Source organism: Mycobacterium colombiense (assembly GCF_003284935.1).
GTDB classification, from domain to species: domain Bacteria; phylum Actinomycetota; class Actinomycetes; order Mycobacteriales; family Mycobacteriaceae; genus Mycobacterium; species Mycobacterium arosiense_A.
This window is the reverse complement of record NZ_QMEV01000004.1, coordinates 49,542-72,913: the sequence shown is the minus strand read 5'-3', so window position 1 is coordinate 72,913 and position 23,372 is coordinate 49,542. Positions and strand designations below refer to the sequence as shown.

General features: G+C 66.8%; 24 protein-coding genes. 15 read left to right on the top strand and 9 right to left on the bottom strand.

Features of this window, described 5'->3' with window-relative positions; genetic code table 11:
• The first annotated feature begins 28 nt into the window (after window positions 1-28).
• Window positions 29-889, top strand: coding sequence for a cyclopropane mycolic acid synthase family methyltransferase (locus tag DQP57_RS03320; protein WP_112631627.1), 861 nt, complete (start codon window positions 29-31; stop codon window positions 887-889).
• Between the two features lie 60 nt (window positions 890-949).
• Here DQP57_RS03320 and pcaA read toward each other — a convergent pair whose 3' ends face one another.
• On the bottom strand, window positions 950-1,813 hold the full coding sequence (gene pcaA / locus DQP57_RS03315; RefSeq protein ID WP_112631734.1) for a cyclopropane mycolic acid synthase PcaA: 864 nt from the start codon (window positions 1,811-1,813) through the stop codon (window positions 950-952).
• A gap of 184 nt (window positions 1,814-1,997) precedes the next feature.
• Complete coding sequence (locus tag DQP57_RS03310) at window positions 1,998-2,684, bottom strand: TetR/AcrR family transcriptional regulator (RefSeq protein ID WP_430917863.1); 687 nt, start codon at window positions 2,682-2,684, stop codon at window positions 1,998-2,000.
• 167 nt (window positions 2,685-2,851) lie between these two features.
• On the opposite strand from DQP57_RS03310, the gene DQP57_RS03305 reads away from it, so the two are divergent.
• The 6 genes from DQP57_RS03305 (at window position 2,852) to deoC (ending at window position 7,127) form a co-directional block, all read left to right on the top strand.
• The gene (locus tag DQP57_RS03305; protein ID WP_112631625.1) at window positions 2,852-4,234 is read left to right on the top strand and encodes a DUF445 domain-containing protein; all 1,383 of its coding nucleotides are present in this window, start codon (window positions 2,852-2,854) and stop codon (window positions 4,232-4,234) included.
• Between the two features lie 93 nt (window positions 4,235-4,327).
• On the top strand, window positions 4,328-4,744 hold the full coding sequence (locus DQP57_RS03300; RefSeq protein ID WP_112631624.1) for a helix-turn-helix domain-containing protein: 417 nt from the start codon (window positions 4,328-4,330) through the stop codon (window positions 4,742-4,744).
• Between the two features lie 271 nt (window positions 4,745-5,015).
• Window positions 5,016-5,630 (top strand): heparin-binding hemagglutinin HbhA, encoded by a 615-nt coding sequence (hbhA, locus tag DQP57_RS03295; protein ID WP_112631733.1) that lies wholly within the window; start codon window positions 5,016-5,018, stop codon window positions 5,628-5,630.
• Between the two features lie 87 nt (window positions 5,631-5,717).
• Window positions 5,718-6,005 (top strand): DUF2516 family protein, encoded by a 288-nt coding sequence (locus DQP57_RS03290; RefSeq protein WP_067103121.1) that lies wholly within the window; start codon window positions 5,718-5,720, stop codon window positions 6,003-6,005.
• A gap of 4 nt (window positions 6,006-6,009) precedes the next feature.
• Window positions 6,010-6,450, top strand: coding sequence for a DUF2599 domain-containing protein (locus DQP57_RS03285; RefSeq protein WP_112631623.1), 441 nt, complete (start codon window positions 6,010-6,012; stop codon window positions 6,448-6,450).
• Window positions 6,450-7,127, top strand: a complete 678-nt coding sequence (gene deoC, locus DQP57_RS03280; RefSeq protein WP_112631622.1) for a deoxyribose-phosphate aldolase — start codon at window positions 6,450-6,452, stop codon at window positions 7,125-7,127. The genes DQP57_RS03285 and deoC overlap by 1 nt, the downstream gene beginning before the upstream one ends.
• Before the next feature lie 23 nt (window positions 7,128-7,150).
• Here the strand turns inward: deoC and DQP57_RS03275 are convergent, their stop codons facing one another.
• From DQP57_RS03275 to DQP57_RS03265, 3 genes are read right to left on the bottom strand one after another with little or no spacing between them, the layout of a single operon-like run.
• Window positions 7,151-8,194 carry an LmeA family phospholipid-binding protein gene (locus DQP57_RS03275; RefSeq protein WP_205869019.1) on the bottom strand — a complete coding sequence of 348 codons (1,044 nt, stop codon included), beginning with the start codon at window positions 8,192-8,194 and terminating at the stop codon, window positions 7,151-7,153.
• Window positions 8,191-9,024, bottom strand: a complete 834-nt coding sequence (locus tag DQP57_RS03270; protein ID WP_112631621.1) for a carbon-nitrogen hydrolase family protein — start codon at window positions 9,022-9,024, stop codon at window positions 8,191-8,193. The genes DQP57_RS03275 and DQP57_RS03270 overlap by 4 nt, the downstream gene beginning before the upstream one ends.
• A 35-nt stretch (window positions 9,025-9,059) precedes the next feature.
• Window positions 9,060-9,584 (bottom strand): DUF2505 domain-containing protein, encoded by a 525-nt coding sequence (locus tag DQP57_RS03265; protein WP_112631620.1) that lies wholly within the window; start codon window positions 9,582-9,584, stop codon window positions 9,060-9,062.
• Between the two features lie 26 nt (window positions 9,585-9,610).
• Between DQP57_RS03265 and DQP57_RS03260 the strand changes: the two genes are divergently transcribed.
• Entirely contained in the window at window positions 9,611-10,717 is a 1,107-nt protein-coding gene (locus tag DQP57_RS03260) for a UDP-N-acetylmuramate dehydrogenase (protein ID WP_112631619.1), read from the top strand.
• 71 nt (window positions 10,718-10,788) lie between these two features.
• Window positions 10,789-12,126, top strand: coding sequence for a L,D-transpeptidase (locus DQP57_RS03255; RefSeq protein ID WP_112631618.1), 1,338 nt, complete (start codon window positions 10,789-10,791; stop codon window positions 12,124-12,126).
• Here the strand turns inward: DQP57_RS03255 and DQP57_RS03250 are convergent.
• Entirely contained in the window at window positions 12,110-12,859 is a 750-nt protein-coding gene (locus DQP57_RS03250) for an SDR family oxidoreductase (protein ID WP_112631617.1), read from the bottom strand. The two genes, DQP57_RS03255 and DQP57_RS03250, sit on opposite strands and share 17 nt — an antisense overlap.
• Window positions 12,860-13,095: 236 nt before the next feature.
• On the opposite strand from DQP57_RS03250, the gene DQP57_RS03240 reads away from it, so the two are divergent.
• The 6 genes from DQP57_RS03240 (at window position 13,096) to regX (ending at window position 19,176) form a co-directional block, all read left to right on the top strand.
• Window positions 13,096-14,373: an ROK family protein gene (locus DQP57_RS03240; RefSeq protein WP_205869023.1), complete on the top strand. Its 1,278-nt coding sequence runs from the start codon at window positions 13,096-13,098 to the stop codon at window positions 14,371-14,373.
• A 59-nt stretch (window positions 14,374-14,432) separates the two neighbouring features.
• Window positions 14,433-15,707, top strand: a complete 1,275-nt coding sequence (gene mshA, locus DQP57_RS03235; RefSeq protein ID WP_112631615.1) for a D-inositol-3-phosphate glycosyltransferase — start codon at window positions 14,433-14,435, stop codon at window positions 15,705-15,707.
• Complete coding sequence (locus DQP57_RS03230; RefSeq protein WP_112631614.1) at window positions 15,704-16,213, top strand: YbjN domain-containing protein; 510 nt, start codon at window positions 15,704-15,706, stop codon at window positions 16,211-16,213. The genes mshA and DQP57_RS03230 overlap by 4 nt, the downstream gene beginning before the upstream one ends.
• A 96-nt stretch (window positions 16,214-16,309) precedes the next feature.
• Window positions 16,310-17,059: a phosphoglyceromutase gene (locus DQP57_RS03225; RefSeq protein ID WP_112631613.1), complete on the top strand. Its 750-nt coding sequence runs from the start codon at window positions 16,310-16,312 to the stop codon at window positions 17,057-17,059.
• A gap of 154 nt (window positions 17,060-17,213) precedes the next feature.
• Window positions 17,214-18,443 carry a sensor histidine kinase gene (locus DQP57_RS03220; protein ID WP_112631612.1) on the top strand — a complete coding sequence of 410 codons (1,230 nt, stop codon included), beginning with the start codon at window positions 17,214-17,216 and terminating at the stop codon, window positions 18,441-18,443.
• A gap of 49 nt (window positions 18,444-18,492) precedes the next feature.
• Window positions 18,493-19,176 (top strand): two-component sensory transduction protein RegX, encoded by a 684-nt coding sequence (regX, locus tag DQP57_RS03215; RefSeq protein WP_007768263.1) that lies wholly within the window; start codon window positions 18,493-18,495, stop codon window positions 19,174-19,176.
• Between the two features lie 21 nt (window positions 19,177-19,197).
• Here the strand turns inward: regX and DQP57_RS03210 are convergent, their stop codons facing one another.
• The 3 genes from DQP57_RS03210 to DQP57_RS03200 are packed head-to-tail and all read right to left on the bottom strand — an operon-like array spanning window position 19,198 to window position 23,185.
• Entirely contained in the window at window positions 19,198-19,896 is a 699-nt protein-coding gene (locus DQP57_RS03210; protein ID WP_112631611.1) for a TetR/AcrR family transcriptional regulator, read from the bottom strand.
• Window positions 19,893-22,766 (bottom strand): RND family transporter, encoded by a 2,874-nt coding sequence (locus DQP57_RS03205; protein WP_112631610.1) that lies wholly within the window; start codon window positions 22,764-22,766, stop codon window positions 19,893-19,895. The genes DQP57_RS03210 and DQP57_RS03205 overlap by 4 nt, the downstream gene beginning before the upstream one ends.
• Entirely contained in the window at window positions 22,763-23,185 is a 423-nt protein-coding gene (locus DQP57_RS03200; RefSeq protein ID WP_276310812.1) for an MmpS family transport accessory protein, read from the bottom strand. Before DQP57_RS03200 ends, DQP57_RS03205 begins: the two co-directional genes overlap by 4 nt.
• Window positions 23,186-23,372 lie beyond the last annotated feature (187 nt).

Here is a 23,372-nt window from a genome sequence, read left to right as displayed (position 1 = left end):
CAAATAGGACGAAAGGGATGTATCGAGGATGACGAAACTGGAGCCCTATTACGAGGAGTCGCAGTCCATCTACGACGTCTCGGACGAATTCTTCGCGTTATTTCTCGACCCCACGATGGGCTACACCTGCGCCTACTTCGAGCGCGATGACATGACTCTCGAAGAGGCGCAAATTGCGAAGTTCGATCTGGCGCTGGGAAAACTGAACCTCGAGCCCGGGATGACGCTGCTGGACATCGGTTGCGGCTGGGGCGGCGCGCTGAAGCGGGCAGTCGAGAAGTATGACGTCAATGTCATCGGAATCACGCTGAGCCGCAATCAGTTTGAGTACAGCAAGAACATGCTGGCCGGATTGCCGACGAGTCGCAACATTGAGGTGCGCCTGCAGGGTTGGGAAGAGTTCGAGGACAAGGTCGACCGGATTGTCACGATTGGCGCTTTCGAAGCGTTCAAGATGGAGCGCTATTCGGCATTTTTCGAGCGCGCCTACGACATCCTTCCCGATGACGGACGGATGCTTTTGCACACCATCTTGACCTACACGCAGAAACAGCAATATGAGCGCGGCGTTTCGATCACGATGAACGATATCCGCTTCGCGCGATTTATTGGCCAGGAGATTTTCCCCGGTGGGCAGCTGCCGGCCCAGGAAGACATTTTCAAATTCGGCGAGGCCGCCGGCTTCTCGGTCGAGCGGGTGCAGTTGCTGCAGAAGCATTACGAGCGAACCCTCAACATTTGGGCGGCCAATCTGGAGGCCAACAAGGAAAAGGCGATCGCCCTTCAGTCCCAAGAGGTCTACGACCGGTACATGCACTATCTGACGGGATGCGAGAACTTCTTCCGCAAAGGCATCACCAATGTGGGGCAATTCACGTTGGTCAAGTAACGCGGGACACGTCAGCCCCGAACGGTGAGCCGTTCGGGGCTGATTGCTTTGCTGAGCCGGTTACTTCTCCAACGTGAACTGGTTGACGTCGGTGTACCCCTCGCGGAACAGCTTCGCGCAGCCGGTCAGGTACTTCATGTACCGGTCGTAGACCTCTTGGGACTGGATGGCGATCGCCTGCTCGCGATTGGCCTCGAGTGCCTCGGCCCACAGGTCCAAGGTCCTGGCGTAGTGCAGCTGCAGCGACTGGACGCGGGTCAGGTCGAAGCCCACGGTCACGCCGTATTCGCCGACGGTCTGCGGCGTCGGCAGCCAGCCGCCCGGAAAAATCTCGGCGAGGATGAACTGCGAGAACTGGACGATTTCGTGGGTCAGCTTCATGCCCTTGGCGCGGGCGTCTTTGAACGACGGCCGAACGATGGTGTGCAGCAACATCACTCCGCCGGGGGGCAGCGCCTCGTAGGCCATCTTGAAGAAGCGGCCGTACCGTTGGCGGCCGAAGTGCTCGAACGCCCCGATCGACACGATCCGGTCCACCGGCTCGTGGAACTTCTCCCAGCCCTCGAGCAGCACCCGCCTGGTGCGGGGGGTGTCCAGCTGGTCGAACGACTCCTGCACGTGCTCGGCCTGATTCTCCGACAGGGTCAGGCCGATGACGTTGACGTCGTATTTCTCGATGGCCCGCCGCAGGGTGGCCCCCCAGCCGCAACCGATGTCCAGCAGCGTCATCCCGGGCTCGAGCTTCAACTTTCCCAGCGCCAGATCGATCTTCGCGATCTGCGCCTCTTCGAGCGTCATGTCGTCGCGCTCGAAGTAGGCGCAGCTGTAGGTCTGCGTGGGATCGAGAAACAGTCGAAAGAAATCGTCGGACAAGTCGTAATGGGCTTGCACGTTTCCAAAATGCGGCGTCAGCTGCACGGACATGTCGAACACGAGCCTTTCTATATGCGGGCGGCAGGGACTGACAACCAAATAACCCCGTTTTGTCCCCCGACGCTCCCCTGCATGCTAATACCTGCGACGGTGCAAGTCGCCATGCCAAGGCGCGTCCTACCCTCACACGGAACGGCCGTAATCCCCAAACGGTCTGGCCGCTGCCCGCGCCTCGTTAGGGGCCGGACCCACCCTCGAGCCCGCGGGGCGGCACGATCGGCGACGGGTGGGGCTCCTCGCGGAACTTTTGCAGCGATCCGCCGACCTCGACGATTCCCTTGAGGGCGTTCCAGCTCAGCATGGTCAGATAGTCGATCAACTCGTCGCGGCTCATCCGCGGGTTGGACATCCAGGAGTGGGTGGCCAGTTGCACCCCGCCGACGATCAGATACGCCCATGGTTCCGCGCCGCCGGTGTCCATCCCGGCTTGTTGCATCCGGCGGCGCATCATCACCGCGAGCATGCGGGCGATGATGCGCTCGGAGTCGGCGAGGACCTTGCTCTTGCTGGCCGAGCTGTTGGCCATCACGAATCGGTACGGCTCGGGTTCGTTCGCGACGGTTTCGACGTACACGCGGATGATCTCGCGCGCCAGGTCGAAGCCGTCGAGGTTGGACGTCAGCGCCGCGGCCATGTTCGGAATCAGGGTGGTCTGGGTGAACCGCATCATCACGGCCGTCGTCAGGTCGTTCTTGTCGACGAAATAGCGGTACAGCACCGTCTTGGAGACCCCGATCTCGGCGGCGATCTCATCCATGCTCAGTGCGCCACCCAGTCGGCGAATCGCGTCGATCGTGCCGTCGACCAGTTCGTTACGACGCTCCACTTTGTGTTGATGCCAGCGCCGCTTGCGCCCGTCCATTTTGACGCTCGCAGCCGTGAATTGCTCTGTCACTGTCGCCGATTTCCCATTCCCTAGACGCCCCCGATCTTACGGCGTGAGGGGTCCGGTTTCTTGCCTGGCCGGGCGTCGGTGAGACGTCGCGAACAGTGTCGTCACACCAATTCGCGGGAAAGATAGATGATGGAGTGGTGGCACATCGAGCCTCGGTGCGAGGCGAAGCGTCCGGCCCGCCGGCGGCGAGGCCCGATTCGGCGACGCCGTTGACCGCCGCGCACCCCGGCCGCGCATCGTTGGCCGAATCCTTCGCCGGCGCCGATCCCGAGGCCGACGCGCAGCGCAGGGTGGCGTTGCGCCGGATGAAGATGGTGGCACTGAGTTTTCTGATCGGTGCCACCGGCGTGTTCCTCGCCTGCCGGTGGGCCCAGGCGCACGCCAGCCCGGGGGCCTGGGTGGGATACGCCGGCGCCGCCGCCGAGGCCGGGATGGTGGGCGCCCTGGCGGACTGGTTCGCGGTGACCGCGCTGTTCCGGCACCCGCTGGGCATTCCCATCCCGCACACCGCGATCATCAAACGCAAGAAGGACCAGCTGGGCGAGGGTCTGGGCACCTTTGTGCGGGAGAACTTCCTGTCGCCGGAGGTGGTGGAAACCAAGCTGCGCGACGCCCAGGTGTCCGGCAGGCTGGGGAAGTGGCTCTCGGAGGCCGCCCACGCCGAGCGGGTGGCCAGCGAGACGGCCACGGTGCTGCGGGTGCTCGTCGAACTGCTCCGCGACGAGGACGTCCAGCAGGTGATCGACCGGATGATCGTGCGCCGCATCGCCGAGCCGCAGTGGGGCCCGCCGGTCGGGCGCGTGCTGGCGACGCTGCTCGCCGAGCACCGGCAGGAGGCGCTGATCCAGCTGCTGGCCGACCGGGCCTTTCAGTGGTCGCTGAAGGCCGGCGAGGTCATCCAGCGGGTGGTCGAGCGCGACTCACCTACCTGGTCGCCGCGCTTCGTCGACCACCTCGTCGGCGACCGCATCCACCGCGAGCTGATGGACTTCACCGACAAGGTGCGCCGCAACCCCGACCACGAATTGCGCCGCTCGGCCACCCGCTTCTTGTTCGACTTCGCCGACGACCTGCAGCATGACCCGGACACCATCGCCCGCGCCGACGCGATCAAAGAGCAGCTGATGGCGCGCGACGAGATCGCCAACGCCGCGGCGACCGCGTGGAAGACGCTGAAACGGCTGGTGCTCGAGGGTGTGGACGACCCGTCGAGCACCCTGCGCACGCGGATCGCCGACACCGTCGTGCGCATCGGGGAATCGCTGCGCGACGACGCGGACCTGCGCGACAAGGTCGACAACTGGCTGGTCCGGGCGGCTCAGCATCTGGTCTCGCAGTATGGGGTGGAGATCACAGCGATCATCACCGACACGATCGAGCGTTGGGACGCCGAGGAGGCCAGCCGGCGCATCGAATTGCACGTGGGCCGTGACCTGCAATTTATCCGGATCAACGGGACCGTCGTGGGGTCGCTGGCGGGTTTGGCGATCTATGCCGTCGCGCAGCTCCTGATCTAGCGGATTTTCTAGCAGTGCTAACAAGTGCTTGCAATAGCAAGCACTTGTAGTAATCTGGTCCGCGTCAAGATCAGTCACGACCAGGAGCACGCCATGACACCCGAGGAGAAGCTCTCCGCCAAGGTGTCCAACGCTGCCTCCGACATGGCCTCCGACATCGGCAGTTTCATCCGTAGCCAGCGTGAACTCGCGCAGGTGTCGGTGCGCCAGCTCGCCGAAAAGTCCGGGGTCAGCAATCCCTATCTGAGCCAGGTGGAGCGTGGGTTGCGTAAGCCCTCCGCCGATGTCCTGAACCAGATCGCGAAGGCCCTCCGGGTTTCCGCCGAGGTTCTCTATGTGCGCGCCGGGATTCTCGAGCCCAGCGACAAAAGTCAGGTGCGGGACGCGATCGTCACCGACACTGCGATCACCGAGCGCCAAAAGCAAATTCTGCTCGACATCTATTCATCGTTCACCCAGCAAAACGAATCGATCCCAGAGGAGTGTCCGACCGAATCCGACTGCGAGTGACCCTCCCGCTTGACCCGGCACCGTAACCAACTGCGCTGGGGTTTTGCGCCACAAAGCGGGCGTGCCACATCGCGGTAGCGAGTTGGTGATGTATAGACGACCGGCCGTCGCGGTTACCCCAAGGAAAGGACCTTCGGGTTCCAGCTGAGTTGCGGAACGACCCACCCCACACTGGCGGCCCCAGTTGCGAAGGAGACGTTTGCACCTAACTTCTCGACCAGACAGCTAATAACACCGAATAACGCCGATAGAAGCAATGAAAGGAAAGACCATGGCGGAAAACACGAACATCGAAGACTTGCGGGCCCCGCTGCTCGCTGCGCTGGGCGCGGCCGACCTGGCCCTGGCCACCGTCAACGACCTGATCGCCGGCCTGCGGGAGCGCGCCGAAGAGACCCGCGCCGAAACCCGGACCCGGGTCGAGGAGCGTCGCGCTCGCCTGACCAAGCTGCAGGAGGACCTGCCCGACCAGTTCACCGAGCTGCGCGACAAGTTCACCACCGAGGAGCTGCGCAAGGCGGCCGAGGGCTACCTGGAGGCCGCGACCAGCCGGTACAACGAGCTCGTCGAGCGCGGCGAGGCGGCCCTGCAGCGGCTGCGTAGCCAGACCGCCTTCGAGGACGCGTCCGCGCGCGCCGAGGGCTACGTGGACCAGGCCGTCGAGCTGACGCAGGAAGCGCTCGGCACCGTCGCCTCGCAGACCCGCGCGGTCGGCGAGCGCGCCGCCAAGCTGGTCGGCATCGAGCTGCCCGGCAAGACCGAAGCAGCCACCAAGAAGGCTCAGAAGGCCGTCAACGCGCCGGCCAAGAAGGCCCCCGCCAAGAAGGCTCCGGCCAAGAAGGCTCCGGCCAAGAAGGCCGCCGCCAAGAAGGTCACCCAGAAGTAAGCACGACACTTCACGACGTTCGGCTCCGAGTCACCTCCGGGTGGCTCGGAGTCGACGTTTTGGCGGGTGCCCGCATACGCTTAAGGCGTGAGCCACCTCGTGGGAACCGTCATGTTGGTCTTGCAGATCGCCGTCTTGGTCACGGCGATCTATGCATTCGTGCATGCCGCGCTGCAACGACCCGACGCCTATACCGCCGCCGAGAAGCTGACCAAGCCGGTGTGGTTACTGATCCTGGGAGGGGCCGTCGCCCTGACATCCATCTTGGGTTTCGTGTTCGGCGTGCTCGGCATGGCGATCGCGGCCTGTGCCGCCGGTGTGTACCTGGTCGACGTGCGGCCCAAACTGCTTGAGATTCAAGGTAAGTCGCGCTAGCGGAATGAAGGTCCTGCTGACGGCGCCGGTCGCGGTGCTCGTCGCTTTGCGCTGCCCGATGCCGCCCGCCGTTGCCGCGCCCGATCCGGGCAGCGGCGCGGTGGACCCGCCCGCCGCGGCCCCGCCCTATATCGACCACACCCAGTGGGCGCAGTGGCAGGGCCGCAGCAGCCTGCGGGTGTTCCCGTCGCCGGCCGGGCGGGCCGCCTCGAGAATTCCCGCGACCACGGCCCTGGCCGACGAGGCCTGGGGCGAGGTGCTGGCCGCCTCCCCGGACGCCGACAGCCCCGGCATGCGCGCGCAGTTCCTGTGCCACTGGCAGTTCGCCGAACTCGCCCAGCCCGGCAAGCTCAGCTGGAACCTGGAGCCGTGGCGCCCGGTCGTCGACGACGCCGAGATGGTCGCCTCCGGCTGCAATCCCGGCGGTCCGGAAGAATCCTTCTGATGGCAACCCAACCGAGCCGAGCGCAGTTGGCGGCGTGCGTCGACCACACGCTGCTCAAACCGGAAGCAACCGACGCCGACGTGGCAGCCCTGGTCGCCGAAGCGGCCGAATGGGGCGTCTATGCGGTATGCGTCTCGCCCTCGATGGTTCCCGCCGCGGTGCGAGCCGGCACCGGCGTGCGGGTGGCCAGCGTCGCGGGTTTTCCCTCGGGTAAGCATCTGCCGGCGGTGAAGGCGCACGAGGCCGCCGTGGCCGTCGCGTCCGGTGCCACCGAAATCGACATGGTCATCGACGTGGGGGCGGCGCTGTCCGGCGACATCGATGCGGTGCGCTCGGACGTCCAGGCCGTGCGCGGCGCCATCGGCGGCGCGGTGCTCAAGGTGATCGTCGAGTCGGCGGCGCTGCTGGCCCTCGCCGACGAGCCCACCCTGGCGCGGGTGTGCCGCGCGGCCGAAGACGGCGGCGCCGACTTCGTCAAGACCTCGACCGGGTTTCATCCGGCGGGCGGCGCATCCGTGCGCGCGGTCGCCCTGATGGCCGAGACCGTCGGTGGACGCCTCGGGGTGAAGGCCAGCGGCGGCATCCGCTCCGCCGCGGACGCGCTCGCGATGCTGGACGCCGGCGCCACCCGGCTGGGGCTGTCGGGCACCCGGGCAGTGCTCGACGGCCTGGGCTGAACCGTCCGGCTAGGCGCTCGCCGTCACAGGTTGGCGAAGCAGGGATCGTTGTCGTTGCCGGTGGGAATGGTGGCGTTGCGCGTCGAGAAGTGGCTTGTCACACCGGTATCGGTGACCTGCACGCTGTCGGCGTGGATCCCAAGCGGGTAGTTCTTGGTCAGGTTCGAGGTGAAGTCGTCCAGCGTCGACTGCACGGACTCCTTGGGCATCGTGAAACCGAGCGCGTTGAAACTGACGATCTGCAGCTGCAACCCGGTGCCCGACACCACCGGCTTGGCCGTGATGTTGTCCAACATGCCCTTCAGCTCGACCGTCCCGTCGGCGGGGTGCGTGGTCACGGTGTTGGTGACGAACGGGCCCAGAACCGGGATGGCGTTCTGGACCGACTGCTTGATGCCGTCGGTGGTCCAGCTGATGGTGGCGTCCAGGGCGCCGATGGTGCCCTTCGAGTTGCCGTTGTCCTTGAGGCGAACGTCGTTGATGTTGATTGAGAGCTTCATGCCCTTGGCATCGCGAATGTTGTTGCCGGCCGTCTGCACCGAGATGTTGGTGTAGTGCTTGGTGGCCTGTTGCCACAGCATCAGGGGCGTCACCCCGAAGGACGCGGTCGCCTGGTCCTTGACCTCGCAGGCCACCGCCTGGGCGACCTTGGTGTCCGCGACGTGGCGCACGTAGAGCTCGGCCCCGATGAGCGCGGCGATGATCAGCGCGAACACGATGACGAAGATCAGCAGGACGGAGACGGGGTCCCGGCCGAAGCGGCGCTTCTTCTTTCCCGGCGTCGCGTCGTCGCCGGGTTGGGCGGCCAGCCGCTCGGTCGGACCGGCGGGCGGCGTCGGCGGGGGCGGGTAGCCGGGCTGCTGCATGTTCGGCTGCGGGGTGCCGAACCGCTCGGTCTGACCCGGCGGGGGACCGGGAGCGGGCGGCGGCGGCGGAACGTGTCCCGGGCCGCCGGTGCTGATCCGCTCGGTCGGCCGCTCGGTGGGCGGCTGGCCGAAGGGTCCCTGGTGGGAGGGACGGGCCCACTTCGACGGGTCCGGGTTCGGTGGTCCTTGTGGGTTCGTCACCCGACCGATTCTGCCCTATCAACCTGAGCAAAGTCCGAGCGGTTGCGCAGGACTGCGATGCTCTTGCGGGCCTCGGTGACCCGGTCGACGTCGACGTCGGCCACCACCAGCTGCGGTTGCGACCCGGCCGACGCGACCACGTCACCGAAGGGGGAGACCACCAGGCTGCCGCCCACTCCGGTCGGTGCCCCCGACCCGGATCCGTCGGCGTCACCGGGATCCGCCTGGCCGGCCGCCGCGATGTAGCTCATCGAATCGAGCGCGCGGGCGCGGGCCAGCAGCGTCCACTGGTCGAGTTTGCCGGGACCGGCGCCCCAGGACGCGCACACGGCGATCACCTGGGCGCCGCGGCGGGCCAGCTCGGTGTAGAGCGCCGGGAAACGAATGTCGTAGCAGACGGTCAGCCCGACGCGAACGCCGTCGACCGTGATCACCACCGGATCGTGTCCCGGCGCGACCGTGCGCGATTCGGTGAAGCCGAAGGCGTCGTAGAGGTGGATCTTGTCGTAGTGGGCGTCCGGTTGGCCGGGATCGTCCGTGCCGGCCGCGATCAGCGTGTTCTTCACCCGCCCGTCGCCGGACGGGGTGAACATGCCGGCGACGACGGTGATGCCGGCGGCGGCCGCGATGCGGCGCACCCCATCGGCCCAGGGCCCGTCGACGGGCTCGGCGACCGGCCCCAGCGGTACTCCGAACCGGCACATGGTCGCCTCGGGAAACACCACCAGCTTCGCGCCGGCGTCGGCCGCCCGGCGGCTGTATTCGTCGACCAGCTGCAGGTTTGCCGCCGGGTCGGTTCCGCTGAGGATCTGCGCCAAGGCGATTCGCATGAGCGCCAGCTTAGGCCCGGCGACCGTCGAAGGCCTCAGGCCGTTTTGGCGATCCACTCCGTGGTGAAGCGCTGTTCGGCGGCGACCAGTTCGGCCAGCCGGGCGCCGATGATGTTCTCCAACTTGCCGCCGATGATCGGGACACGCACCTGGACGGTGGCGCGGAAGGTCAGCCGGGCGCCGCCGGTCTCTGCGAGGGGCTCGAGGACCGCGGTGCCGGCGAGGTTCACCGGCGCATCCACGATCGAACCCACCACCGATCCCGTCGCCGCCCCGCCGGTTACCGGCCCCCACGTCTCCTGGCGCCGAATGCGCAGGTCACCGGCGTGCAGCTGGGTGACCATGCCCGGCAGCTTGTCGCTGCGGATCACCTGCAGCGTCACGACCTCGACGGTGTCCTCGTCCCCGGACTCGCCGCCGACCCGCATCGACTCCAGCGTGGCGACGTCGACGCCGGACCCGGCCAGCCTGGCCCGCCAGTACTCCTCATCGGTGAAGGCGCGATGAACCTCGTCAACACTGCCGTCGTAATCGGCCGACAAGTCGAATGAACGCGGCATAGCAGGTCAGGCTACCGTTACGGGCCATGAAATCCAGCGGTGCCGGTTCGGAGTTCGCCGGCGCGGCGGTGGCCTACGCGGCGCCACTGGCGCCACTGACCACCCTGCGGGTCGGGCCGACCGCGCGCCGCCTGATCACCTGCACCACCAGCGAGCAGGTGATCGCCTCGTTGCGCCGGTTGGACGCCGAAACCGCTGGGGGGCAACGCGATCCGGTGCTGGTGTTCGCCGGTGGCTCCAACCTGGTGATCTCCGACGCCCTGACCGACCTGACCGCGGTGCGGCTGGCCAATGACGGCATCACCGTCGAGGGCCACCTGGTCCGCGCCCAGGCGGGTGCGGTGTGGGACGACGTCGTGGTCACCGCGATCGAGCACGGCCTCGGCGGGCTGGAATGCCTGTCCGGCATCCCCGGCTCGGCCGGGGCCACCCCGGTGCAGAACGTCGGGGCCTACGGCGCCGAGGTCTCCGACACCATCACCCGCGTCCGGGTGCTCGATCGCGCCAGCGGCGAGGTGCGCTGGGTGCGGGGCGGCGAGCTGGGGTTCGGCTACCGCACCAGTGTGTTCAAACGCGGCGGCGCCAGCGGACTCGACATCCCTTCCGTCGTACTGGAAGTCGAGTTCGCGCTGGACGCGTCCGGGCGCAGCGCGCCGTTGCGCTACGGCGAGCTGGCCGCGGAGTTGAACGTGGCCGGCGGCGAGCGCGCCGACCCGCGGGCCGTCCGCGACGCGGTGCTGGCCCTGCGGGCCCGCAAGGGCATGGTGCTCGACCCGGCCGATCACGACACCTGGAGCGTGGGCTCGTTCTTCACCAACCCGGTGGTCGCGCCGGACGCCTACGAGCGGCTGGCCGCCGCCGTCGACGGGCCGGTGCCGCACTACCCCGCCCCCGATGGCGTCAAGCTGGCCGCCGGCTGGCTGGTGGAGCGGGCGGGATTCGGCAAGGGCTACCCGGACGAGGCAACCGCCCGGTGCCGGCTGTCCACCAAGCACGCGCTGGCGCTGACCAACCGCGGCGGCGCCGGCTCGGAGGACGTGATTGCGCTGGCCCGGACCATCCGCGACGGCGTGCAGGCTGTGTTTGGCATCACATTGGTCCCCGAGCCCGTCCTGCTCGGCTGCAGGCTGTAGCCGCTAATTTCGCCGACGCGTGCCCGACCCCGTTTTGTCGTGGCCGGGCTGGCCGATTTTCCCCGGTATCTTTGATTTTCGTGACCCCGTCCAGCGCCCCGCGGCCGTTCAACCGGCGTGCGGCTTTGGCGACCCTGGGGCTGGGGGTGTTCGCCCCCAACGTGTTGGCCGCCTGCGGCGGCACGACGGCGAAGCAGGCCGAGAAGAAGGAACAGCCGGCACCGCAGCTCAAGTACCAGCCGGCCAATGCGACCGAGAACGTGGTGCCCATCGCCCCGGTCAGCGTCGAGGTGCGCGACGGCTGGTTCCAGCACGTCAGTCTGTCGAACTCGGCGGGCAAGGCCGTAGCCGGCGCCTTCAACTCCGACCGCACCGTCTACACGACCTCCGAGCCGCTGGGCTACGACCAGACCTACACGTGGAGCGGCTCGGCCGTTGGGCACGACGGCAAGGCGATCCCGGTGGCCGGCAAGTTCACCACGGTGTCTCCCACCAAGAAGATCGGCGGCGCCTTCCAGCTCGCCGACGGGCAGACCGTGGGGGTCGCGGCGCCGATCATCATCCAGTTCGACGCGCCGATCACCGACAAGGCCGCCGTCGAACGGGCGCTGACCGTCACCACGAACCCGCCCGTCGAGGGCAGCTGGGCCTGGCTGCCCGACGAGGCGGCCGGGGCGCGCGCACACTGGCGCACCCGCGAGTACTACCCGGCGGGCGCCACCGTCAATGTCGAGGCCAAGCTGTACGGCCTGCCGTTCGGCGACAGCGCCTATGGGGCCGAGGACATCTCGCTGAACATCCAGATCGGCCGGCGGCAGGTCGTCAAGGCCGAGGTCTCGTCGCACCGCATCCAGGTGATCCGCGACGAGGGCGTGGTCATGGACTTCCCGTGCAGCTACGGCGAAGCCGACAAGGCGCGCAACGTCACCCGCAACGGCATCCACGTGGTCAGCGAGAAGTACGCCGACTTCTACATGTCCAACCCGGCCGCCGGCTACAGCCACGTCCACGAGCGCTGGGCGGTCCGGATCTCCAACAACGGCGAGTTCATCCACGCCAACCCGGCGAGTGCGGGCGCCCAGGGCAACACCAACGTCACCAACGGTTGCATCAACCTGTCGACGGGCGACGCCGAGCAGTACTTCCAGTCCGCGATGTACGGCGACCCGGTCGAGGTCACCGGCAGCACGATTCAGCTGTCCTACTCCGACGGCGACATCTGGGACTGGGCCGTGGACTGGGACACCTGGGTGGCCATGTCGGCGCTGCCGCCACCGACCGCGCGCCCGCCGTCAACCCAGATCCCGGTCACCGCGCCGGTCACGCCGTCCAACGCGCCGACCCTGTCGGGCACTCCGACCACGTCGACGTCACCGGCCGACACCGGCCCCGCTACCCCTGGCGGTTAAACCGGGAGGTCGTGGCCTGGTCGCGTGGCTTCATCACGATCAGGTCCAGATCGACGTGCGACGGCCGCGAGGCGACGAATCCGATCACCTCGGCCACGTCGTCGGCCACCAGCGGGGTGATGCCGGTGTAGACGGCCTCCGCGCGCTGTTGGTCGCCGTCGAAGCGGACCAACGAGAATTCCGTCTCGACCGCGCCCGGGGCGATCTCGGTCAGCCGGACCGGCTTGCCCAATAGCTCGCCGCGCAGCGTGCGGTGCAGTGCTCCCTGGCCGTGTTTGGCGGCCGTGTATCCGGCGCCGCCGTCGTAAACCTCAAGGGCCGCAACGGAAGTGACGGTGACGATCAGGCCGTCGCCGGAGTCGATCAGCTTGGGCAACAGCGCACGGGTGACCCGCAGCGTGCCGATGACGTTGGTCTCCCACATCCATCGCCAGTGCTCGAGGTCGGCGTCGGCGACCGGCGCCAGGCCCCGGGCGCCGCCGGCGTTGTTGACCAGGACATCGACCCGGTCCACTTTGCTCGCCAATGTTTCGACCGCCGCCTCGTCTGTGACGTCGGCCACAATCGCGGTACCGCCGATTTCACTGGCCAGGGCCTGAATCCGGTCTTCTCGCCGCGCCACCGCGACGACGTGAAAGCCCTGCGCAGCCAGGATTCGGGCGGTTGCTGCACCGATCCCCGAGCTGGCCCCGGTGATTACTGCGACGCGTTCATTCCTGCCAGTTTTAACCATCGAAACAACCTTAATGAACGTGCTAGATTTTTCCTGTGCTCCTCAGCGCCCTGTCCAACACCACCAACACCGCGTGTCTGTGCGCGGCGGGTGTGTGTTGTTGCTGCGCACTCTGCCGCTCCTGACCCAGCCAGGTGTGGCCGAGACGGCCAGCAAAGTTCGGACAACTAAGGACACTCGTGAGCACGAATACCCTCAGCCATACCCATCATTCGGCCGGCCGCGCCGTCGGGCACCTGCCGGGCCACAAGGGCCCCCGCGCGGTGCGGCGGCAGATCGTGCCGCCGGCGCTGAACATCCCCGACTCGGCGGCGGCCTCCGTCTTCCGCGCCGTCCGCCTGCGGGGCCCGGTCGGCCGCGACGTGATCGCCGGCGTCACCTCGCTGAGCATCGCCACGGTCAACCGCCAGGTCATCGCGCTTCTGGAAGCCGGCTTGCTGCGGGAACGCGCCGACCTGGCCGTGTCCGGCGCGATCGGCCGCCCGCGGGTGCCGGTGGAGGTCAACCACGAGCCGTTCGTGACGCTGGGCATCCACATCGGTGCCCGGACCACCAGCATCGTGGCCACCGACCTGTTCGGGCGCACCCTCGACACGGTCGAGACCCCGACACCGCGTAACCCCGCCGGGCCCGCCCTGGCCACGCTGGCCGACAGCGCCCGCCGCTACCTGCGGCGCTGGCATCGCCGGCGGCCGCTGTGGGTGGGGGTCGCCATCGGTGGCACCGTCGACGGCGCCACCGGCCAGGTCGACCACCCACGGCTGGGCTGGCGGCAGGCCCCCGTCGGGCAGGTGCTGGCCGATGCGCTCGGCCTGCCGGTGTCGGTGGCCTCACACGTCGACGCCATGGCCGGCGCCGAGTTGCTGCTGGGCATGCGGCGGTTCCTGCCGAGCTCGCCGACCAGCTTGTACGTCTACGCCCGCGAGACCGTGGGCTACGCGTTGGTGATCGGCGGGCGGGTGCACGTGCCGGCCAGCGGCCCGGGCACCATCGCGACCCTGCCGGCGCAGTCCGAATTGCTCGGCGGCACCGGCCAGTTGGAGTCCACCGTCAGCGACGAAGCCGTCGTGGCCACGGCACGTCAGCAGCGCATCCTGCCGTTCGCCCCGACCCACCGCGCCAGCGGATCGGCCGCCGGCATCGCGGATCTGCTGCGGGTGGCCCGAGCCGGCAACCAGCAGGCCAAGGACCTGCTCGCCGAGCGGGGACGCGTGCTCGGCGAGGCCGTGGCGTTGCTGCGCGACATGCTCAACCCCGACGAACTGGTGGTCGGCGGCCAGGCTTTCACCGAGTATCCCGAGGCGATGGCGCAGGTGGAGGCGGCGTTCCTGGAACGCTCCGTGCTCGGACCCCGCGACATCCGCCTCACCGCCTTCGGCAACCGGGTGCAGGAGGCCGGCGCGGGAACGGTCTCGCTGTCCGGGCTGTACGCCGACCCGCTGGGCGCGATGCGGCGCGCCGGGGCGCTGGACACCCGGCTGCGCGAGGTGGCCGGCGACGAGTCCTCCGCCTGACGCGACGGGTGTCCGGCGCGCGTGGGCTGGCCGGCGAACCATCCTGTAAAGATGACAGGGTGCGCCACGATGACGTTTTCCGGCTGAACGAACCGCGCCGGGTCGCAGTGTTGGCGGTCCACACCTCACCATTGGCCCAGCCCGGTACCGGCGACGCCGGTGGCATGAACGTCTACGTGCTGCAGACCGCGCGGCACCTGGCGCGCCGGGGCATCGAGGTGGAGATCTTCACGCGGGCGACCGCCTCCGCCGACCCGCCGGTCGCGCGGGTGGCACCCGGGGTGCTGGTGCGCAACGTGGTGGCGGGCCCCTTCGAGGGCCTGGACAAATACGACCTGCCCACCCAGCTGTGCGCGTTCGCGGCCGGGGTGTTGCGCGCCGAGGCGTCGCACGAGCCGGGCTATTACGACATCGTGCATTCGCACTACTGGCTGTCCGGGCAGGTCGGCTGGCTGGCGCGCGACCGTTGGGCGGTGCCGCTGGTGCACACCGCGCACACCCTGGCCGCGGTCAAGAACGCGGCGCTGGCGCAGGGGGATTCGCCCGAACCGCCGCTGCGCACCGTCGGCGAGCAACAGGTCGTCGACGAGTCGGACCGGTTGATCGTCAACACCGATGACGAAGCCAGGCAGTTGATCTCGATTCACCACGCCGACCCGCCCCGGATCGACGTCGTCCATCCCGGGGTGGACCTCGATGTGTTCCGCCCGGGCGACCGCAGGGCCGCCCGGGCCGCGTTGGGGCTGCCGCTCGAAGACGACATCGTCGCGTTCGTCGGCCGGATCCAGCCGCTCAAGGCGCCCGACATCGTGTTGCGCGCGGCCGCGAAACTGCCCGGGGTGCGCATCGTGGTGGCCGGCGGGCCCTCCGGTAGCGGCCTGGCCTCCCCGGACGGATTGGTCCGCCTGGCCGACGAACTCGGCATCACCGACCGGGTCACGTTCCTGCCGCCACAGTCGCGCCCGAATCTGGCCACGTTGTTCCAGGCCGCCAATCTGGTTGCGGTGCCGAGTTATTCGGAGTCGTTCGGTCTGGTCGCCCTCGAGGCGCAGGCCTGTGGGACGCCGGTGGCGGCCGCCGCGGTCGGTGGGCTGCCGGTGGCCGTGCGCGACGGCGTGACCGGCACTCTGGTGGCGGGCCACGACGTCGGGCAGTGGGCGGACGCGCTGGGCCGGCTGCTGGCTTTGCCCGCTCCGCAGGCCGATGCCATGGGCCGGGCGGCCGCCGCGCATGCGGCCACGTTCTCCTGGGATCACACCACCGACGCGCTGTTGGCCAGCTATCGGCGCGCGATACGCGAGTACACCACCGAGCGCCGCGGGGTGGGAGCATGAGCCCAGCGGTGACCCAGGTGATCGAGGATGCCCTGCAGGCCAGCGGGCTGAACTACTCGAAACATGCTGGGGCACATGGCGGTCTGCCAGGCCTGGTGGTGGAGCTGCCCGGCGAGCGCAAGCTCAAGACGAACACCATCCTCAGCGTGGGCGAGCATTCCGTGCGGGTCGAGGCCTTCGTGTGCCGCAAGCCCGACGAGAACCACGAAGGCGTCTACCGCTTCATGCTCAAGCGCAACCGGCGCCTCTACGGCGTGGCCTACACGCTCGACAATGTCGGGGACATCTATCTAGTGGGGCGCATGTCGCTGGCGTCGGTGGACGCCGACGAGCTCGACCGGGTGCTCGGGCAGGTGCTCGAAGCGGTGGATTCGGACTTCAATACGTTGCTGGAGTTGGGCTTTCGCTCGTCGATCCAGAAAGAGTGGGACTGGCGGGTGTCGCGCGGTGAGTCGCTGAAGAACCTGGAGGCGTTCGCCCACTTGATCGACGACGATTCGGACTAGCTCCGCGAGCGTTACTCTGACGTGACGCTCGGCGGTCAGCGTCACTCTGGCGTGACACTCGCGACGCCTTAGCCACCCCGTGAGAGACTGACCGGCATGGGTGACACCGCCACGCTGGTACTGCTTCGCCACGGCGAAAGCGAATGGAACTCGCTGAACCTCTTCACCGGTTGGGTCGACGTCGGCCTCACCGAAAAGGGCCGGACCGAGGCCGTGCGCAGCGGCGAGCTGCTGATCGAGAACAACCTGCTGCCCGACATCCTCTACACGTCGCTGCTGCGCCGAGCCATCTCGACCGCGCACCTGGCGCAGGACGCCGCCGACCGGCTCTGGATTCCGGTGCGGCGCACCTGGCGGCTCAACGAGCGCCATTACGGGGCGCTGCAGGGGCTGGACAAGGCCGAGACGAAGGCCCGCTACGGCGACGAGCAGTTCATGGCCTGGCGGCGCAGCTACGACACGCCGCCCCCGCCCATCGAGAAGGGCAGCACCTACAGCCAGGACACCGATCCGCGCTACGCCGACATCGGTGGCGGGCCGCTCACCGAGTGCCTGGCCGACGTGGTCGTGCGCTTCCTGCCGTATTACACCGACGTCATCGTCCCGGACCTGCGCAGCGGCAAGACGGTGCTGATCGTGGCGCACGGCAACTCGCTGCGGGCCCTGGTCAAGCACCTCGATCAGGTGTCCGACGACGAGATCGCCGGGTTGAACATCCCCACCGGCATCCCGCTGCGCTACGACCTGGACGCTGACCTGCGGCCCGTCGTTCCTGGGGGCACCTATCTGGACCCGGAGGCCGCCGCCGCGGGCGCCGCCGCCGTTGCCAGCCAGGGTCAGGCCTGACCCCGGCGCGCACGCGCCGTTGGGCGAGATAAAGGCGATTTAGCCAAACATCGCGTGAACGGGAGCGGAACACCTGTTGCGCAGGGTGTGACTTGTCCGATTTTGGCCTCGTTGCGCTAGGGCAGCGTTCAGGAAGATTTGTAGGATTTGCTATGTGACTGTGTTCTCGGCGCTGTTGCTGGCCGGGGTTTTGTCCGCGCTGACGTTGGCCGCGGGTGTTTTGGTCGGGACCCGGCTATCACCGCGGGCGGTACAACGCCGCCAGCGCGTCGGCATCGAATGGACCGGGATCACCGTCGCGCAGATGCTGCAACGCATCGTGGCCCTGATGCCGCTGGGGGCGGCGGTGGTGGACGCCCATCGCGACGTCGTCTACCTCAACGAACGGGCCAAGGAACTGGGGCTGGTGCGCGACCGTCAGCTCGATGACCAGGCCTGGGAGGCGGCGCAGCAGGCGCTGACCGGCGTCGACGTCGAATTCGACCTGCAGCCGGCGAAACGGTCGGGTGGCCGGTCGGGGCTCTCGGTGCACGGCCAGGCGCGGTTGCTCAGCGAAGAAGACCGCCGGTTCGCCGTGGTCTTCGCCCACGATCAGTCCGATTACGCGCGGATGGAGGCGACCCGGCGGGACTTCGTGGCCAACGTCAGCCACGAGCTCAAGACCCCGGTGGGCGCCATGGCCCTGCTCGCCGAGGCCCTGCTGGCGTCGTCCGACGACTCCGAAACCGTGCGGCGGTTCGCCGAGAAGGTGCTCGTCGAGGCCAACCGGCTCGGCGACATGGTCGCCGAACTGATCGAGCTGTCCCGGCTACAGGGCGCCGAGCGGCTGCCCAACGTCATCGAGGTCGACGTCGACAAGGTTGTCAGCGAAGCGATTTCGCGGCACAAGGTGGGGGCCGACAACGCCGACATCGAGGTTCGCACGGACGCGCCCAGCGGTTTGCGGGTGCTGGGCGACGAGACTCTGTTGGTCACCGCCTTGGCCAACCTGGTGTCCAACGCCATCGCCTATTCGCCGCCGGGTTCGCCGGTGTCGATCAGCCGCCGTCGCCGCGGCGAGAACATCGAGATCGCGGTGACCGACCGCGGCATCGGGATCGCCCTGGAAGACCAGGAACGGGTTTTCGAGCGGTTCTTCCGTGGGGACAAGGCCCGCTCGCGCGCCACCGGTGGCAGCGGGCTGGGCCTGGCCATCGTCAAACACGTGGCGGCCAACCACAACGGCAGCATCGGCGTGTGGAGCAAGCCGGGAACCGGATCGACGTTCACTTTGTCCATTCCGGCGGCAAAGGCGTCTCATCAAGACGATGGTGAATCCGAGCAGTCGCAGGGCCGCGACGTGCGGCCCAACCGCTCACAACGAAAGGAAGAACTAAGTCGATGACCCGCGCGCATGACGATGCAGAGCGTAGCGATGAGGAGGAATCGCGCCGATGACCAGTGTGCTGATCGTGGAGGACGAGGAGTCGCTGGCCGATCCGCTGGCGTTCCTACTCCGCAAGGAAGGCTTCGAGGCCACCGTGGTGACCGACGGTTCGGCCGCGCTCGCCGAGTTCGACCGGGGCGGCGCCGACATCGTGCTGCTCGACCTGATGCTGCCCGGGATGTCCGGCACCGACGTCTGCAAGCAGCTACGTGCGCGGTCCAGCGTGCCGGTGATCATGGTGACCGCCCGCGACAGTGAGATCGACAAGGTCGTCGGCCTCGAGCTCGGCGCCGACGACTATGTGACCAAGCCGTATTCGGCGCGTGAGCTGATCGCGCGCATCCGCGCGGTGTTGCGCCGCGGCGGTGACGACGATTCGGAGATCAGCGACGGTGTGCTCGAGTCCGGCCCGGTGCGGATGGACGTCGAACGCCATGTGGTCTCGGTCAACGGTGACACGATCACGTTGCCGCTCAAGGAGTTTGACCTCCTCGAGTATCTGATGCGCAACAGCGGCCGGGTGCTGACCCGCGGACAGCTGATCGACCGGGTGTGGGGTGCCGACTACGTCGGCGACACCAAGACCCTCGACGTCCACGTCAAGCGGCTGCGGTCCAAGATCGAGGCCGACCCGGCCAACCCGGTGCACCTGGTGACGGTGCGCGGGCTGGGCTACAAGCTCGAAGGCTAGCCCGACGGCAGCGCCGGCGAGTTATTGGTGATCAGGGCCAGCAGTGGACGGGCAGGTGACCGCCGGCAGCACAAGCGTATTGATGACCTGCCGGACGAAATTGGCGTCGACGGCCTGTCCGCCCACGGCCCGTAGCACGCCCATCGCCACGATCACATCGGCGACAAGTAACCAATCGCGGTCGCCGGGTATCTCGCCGCGCTCGGCAGCTTGGGCGAAAATGGCTGACATCACCCGGCGGCCTTTGAAGAGAATCAAATCGTCGAGCGCAGAAGCCAGATCGGGATCCTGAGCAGCTTCCAACGCGACGCGCAGGATCAGGTCATTGGAGATCAGACCGTCGTCGTTGCGGGCTGCGCGCTCGGCGATCACCTCCAGGTCACCCGACAGGCTGCCGGTATCGGGCGGGTCGTCGTCCAATAGATCCGGTCGCCAATAGACCAACGCGTCGGTGATCAGTGCCGTTTTGGATGACCAGCGGCGATAGATGGCGGCTTTACCGACACCGGCCCGTGCGGCGATGTCGTTCATGTTGGTGGCGTCGTAGCCGTGTTCGACGATCATTTCCAAGGCCGCGTCGAGGATTGCGGGATCACGCGACCGGTCCAGGCGCCCGTCGGTACGTTGGCGCAGTTTGGACTGGGATTCGGCCAGGCATTCGGGTCGACCGGCGGTCGACGACGGTGTCGACAGCCGGCCAGACGTTCGGGTGGCATTCATGTGGTTGCGACCTGCGGGATTGGCGCGGTGCTGTCGTCGGAATGCCGTCCAAGACGCGTCCTCTGCACAATTTTGAAGGTGTTCAGCGGCCACCAGAACCAGCGGCCGAGTGCCGCGGCGATCGATGGGGTCATGAACGCACGCACGATCAGCGTGTCGACGATCAGGCCGATGCCGATGGTCATACCCAGTTGGCCGATGACGCGCAGGTCGCTGACGATCATCGACATCATGGTGAACGCGAACACCATCCCAGCCGCGGTGACGACGCGTCCGGTTGCCCCCATGCCGCGGACGATGCCGGTGTTGAGTCCTGCGTGTATCTCCTCTTTGAGGCGCGAGACCACGAGCAGGTTGTAGTCCGAGCCGACCGCCAGCAGGATCACTATGGAGAGCGGGATCACGATCCATTGGACGCCTAAGCCCAGGATGTCCTGCCACAGCAGCACGGACAGCCCGCATGCGGTGCCCAGCGACGCGGCCACCGTGCCGACGATCACCAGTGCTGCGACCAGACTGCGGGTGATAACCAACATGATCGCGAAGATCAGGATCATCGACGCGATGACAGCGATCATCAGGTCGGTTTTGACGCTGTCCTGCATATCGGCGTACATCGATGCGGTGCCGGCAAGGGACACCTTTGCATTGGACAGTGGGGTGTTCTTGATGGCGTCCGCGACGACACCTTTGAGGTCCCGGACGTGGGCGATGCCCTCGGTGGAGGCGGGGTCGCCCTGGTGCGTGATGATGAAGCGGACAGCTTTGCCGTCGGGCGATACGAACATCTTGAGGCCACGGTTGAAATCTGGGTTCTGGAACACATCCGGTGGCAGGTAGAAGAAGTCGTCGTTCTTGGCCTGGTCGAAGTACAGGCCGATCTCGGTCGCGCCCTTGGCCAGTTCCTGTTGCTGGGCCTGGGTGCCGGCCATGGTGCTGTGGGTCGCGATCATGAAGTCGCGCATTTTTGCCATCGAGCTGATGGTGTTCTGCAGCACCGGCAACATCTGCGGCAGCAAATGATCCAAACGATCCAAATCGGTTGTGAGGCCTTGTATTTGGTCGGCGAGTGCGTCGATCCCGTCCAGTGTGTCAAACACCGACCGCAGTGACCAGCAGATCGGGATGTCATAACAGTGCTTTTCCCAATAGAAGTAGCTGCGCAGCGGACGGAAGAAATCCTCGAAATCGGCGATGTTATTGCGCAATTCATTGGTGGTGTCCACCATCTCGTGCGTGCGGCCGACCATGCTGTGCGTGGTTTCGGTCATCTCCTTGGTGATGGTGTACATGCGTTCCATGTTGGCGATCGTCCTGCTCATCTCGTCCGCCTGCTCGAGCATTTGAGCCGAGTTGTCGTTGTTGAATTTCGCGGACTGCAGGGTGCCGGCGTTTTGCGCACCGAGCATGAACGGGATCGAACTGTGCTCGATCGGCGAACCCAGTGGGCGGGTGATGGTCTGCACCCGATCGATGCCCCGCATGTGTGCCACGTTCTTGGCGACCCGGTCGATGACGAGCATGTCCGCGGGATCGCGCAGGTCGTGGTCGGCCTGCAGCATCAACAATTCCGGGTTCATCCGAGCCTGGGAGAAGTGCCGGTCCGCGACGCCCATGGCGAGGTTGGCCGGCATGTTGGCGGGAGTGAACTTCTGGTCGTTGTACTGCGGCACATAGGTCAGCAGGCTGACGAAACCGATGATGGCGACCATGGTGGTCACAAAAATGATGGGGATCGGCCACCGAACGACAGCGGTGCCCACCTTGCGCCAGCCCCGTGCCGAGAGGTCACGTTTGGCGTCGAGCAACCCGAATTTGGACCCCACCGTGAGCATCGCCGGCGCCAGCGTCAGCGCCGCGGCGATGATCACCAAGACCGAAATCGCGCAAGGCAAACCCATGGTGTTGAAATACGGCAGCGTGGTGAAGCTCAGGCACATGGTGGCGCCGGCAATCGTCAAGCCGGAACCCAGAATGACGTGCGAGACACCGTGATAGGACACATAGAACGCGGTTTCGCGATCTAGGCCCTTTGATCTTTCCTCTTGATATCGGCCCAGCAGGAAGATCACATAATCCGTTCCGGCGGCCAGGGCCAGCATGGTTACCATGCTCACCGCGTACGGGGTCAAGCCGATGATTTTCAGGTAACCCGCTGTGGCGGTAACCCCCTGCGCGGCAAAGAGTTCCAGGCCGATGATGACCATGGACACCAGCATCGTCGCGACCGAGCGGTAAATGGCGAGCAGCATCACGATGATGACGGCGACCGACACCAACTCCATCGTCGCCATGCTTTGATGCCCGGCGACGCTGGTATCGGCGTTGAGAACGCTGTTGCCGGCGACGTGGGCCTTGATGCCCGGCGGCGCCGGCACCGAAGCGACGATCTGACGAACAGCGGCTACCGACTCATGGCTCTCACTAGTGCCCTGTGAGCCGTTGAGGAAGATCTGCACGTACGCGGACTTCCCGTCCACACTCTGCGAGCCCGCCGCGGTCAACGGATCACTCCAGAAATCCTGAACGTTCTGCACATGCTGGTGATCGGCCTTCAGCTTGGCGACGATCTCGTCGTAGAACTTGTGCGCGGAATCGCCGAGCTTGTCCTTGCCCTCGAGCACGACCATCGCCGAAGAATCCGAGTCGTACTGCTGAAAGACCTTGCCGATGTTCAGCATCGACCGGTAGGACGGCGCATTGGTCGGACTCATGGGCACCGACCGGCTAGCCGCGACCTCATCGAGGGAGGGGACCAGCATGCCCAGGCCGATCGCCACGAGCACCCAGAACACGATGATCGGCAGCGAGAAGGTCCGGACCATCCGCCCCAAGAACGGGCGATGGGGCTTCGATTGCTGGATGCTCATACGGATTTCACCAAGCAGTAGATGAACGGTTTAACCAAATCGGTGCTGGCCCGGTCGTCGCGCACGTCACCGTCGACCGTGACCCGGCATCGAAGGCCGCTGACGTTTCGGTCACCCTGAGCCATGATGTTGGCCGACATCGACGGCAGCGTCGTCACGATCGTGAATGACCAAGGCAGCGGCGTGTTTTCGACGAGATGGGGTTGACCGTTCTCATCGAGGTAGTTGAGGTTCGCGGTGCCACCGGACCCGGTGATCTCGTACGTTATGTGCTTCGGGTTGAAGTTCGCGGTAATCCCAGACCCCTCCGCTGACTTCGGCGCTCGCGGTCCTCCGAACCCGTGAATCCGCAGGATGGCGTAGGCGCCGAGCGCGGCCACGACCACAAGAAGCATCGGAATCCAGAAGCGCTTCACCAGCCGGTAAACCACTGCATGCCCCCTGCCCCCTTCGCTTCGTTCATTCAAGACACCTGGCATCGAGTCGCCGCGCGTCCGCCACAACGGAACCCGGGTTCCCTGACGAGATCGTAAAAAACCTACCCCATAACGGACGGACGCCACGCCAACGCGGGGGGCACGACATCACCCACGCCGGCCACGGCTG

Coding starts and splice junctions, on each gene's coding strand:
- DQP57_RS03210 (WP_112631611.1), bottom strand. CDS start 19,896: ATGAATGCCACCCGAACGTCTGGCCGGCTGTCGACACCGTCGTCGACC.
- DQP57_RS03260 (WP_112631619.1), top strand. CDS start 9,611: ATGAAATCCAGCGGTGCCGGTTCGGAGTTCGCCGGCGCGGCGGTGGCC.
- DQP57_RS03250 (WP_112631617.1), bottom strand. CDS start 12,859: ATGGTTAAAACTGGCAGGAATGAACGCGTCGCAGTAATCACCGGGGCC.
- DQP57_RS03320 (WP_112631627.1), top strand. CDS start 29: ATGACGAAACTGGAGCCCTATTACGAGGAGTCGCAGTCCATCTACGAC.
- DQP57_RS03285 (WP_112631623.1), top strand. CDS start 6,010: ATGAAGGTCCTGCTGACGGCGCCGGTCGCGGTGCTCGTCGCTTTGCGC.
- DQP57_RS03270 (WP_112631621.1), bottom strand. CDS start 9,024: ATGCGAATCGCCTTGGCGCAGATCCTCAGCGGAACCGACCCGGCGGCA.
- DQP57_RS03310 (WP_430917863.1), bottom strand. CDS start 2,684: ATGGACGGGCGCAAGCGGCGCTGGCATCAACACAAAGTGGAGCGTCGT.
- regX (WP_007768263.1), top strand. CDS start 18,493: ATGACCAGTGTGCTGATCGTGGAGGACGAGGAGTCGCTGGCCGATCCG.
- deoC (WP_112631622.1), top strand. CDS start 6,450: ATGGCAACCCAACCGAGCCGAGCGCAGTTGGCGGCGTGCGTCGACCAC.
- DQP57_RS03300 (WP_112631624.1), top strand. CDS start 4,328: ATGACACCCGAGGAGAAGCTCTCCGCCAAGGTGTCCAACGCTGCCTCC.
- DQP57_RS03230 (WP_112631614.1), top strand. CDS start 15,704: ATGAGCCCAGCGGTGACCCAGGTGATCGAGGATGCCCTGCAGGCCAGC.
- DQP57_RS03265 (WP_112631620.1), bottom strand. CDS start 9,584: ATGCCGCGTTCATTCGACTTGTCGGCCGATTACGACGGCAGTGTTGAC.
- DQP57_RS03225 (WP_112631613.1), top strand. CDS start 16,310: ATGGGTGACACCGCCACGCTGGTACTGCTTCGCCACGGCGAAAGCGAA.
- DQP57_RS03205 (WP_112631610.1), bottom strand. CDS start 22,766: ATGAGCATCCAGCAATCGAAGCCCCATCGCCCGTTCTTGGGGCGGATG.
- pcaA (WP_112631734.1), bottom strand. CDS start 1,813: ATGTCCGTGCAGCTGACGCCGCATTTTGGAAACGTGCAAGCCCATTAC.
- hbhA (WP_112631733.1), top strand. CDS start 5,016: ATGGCGGAAAACACGAACATCGAAGACTTGCGGGCCCCGCTGCTCGCT.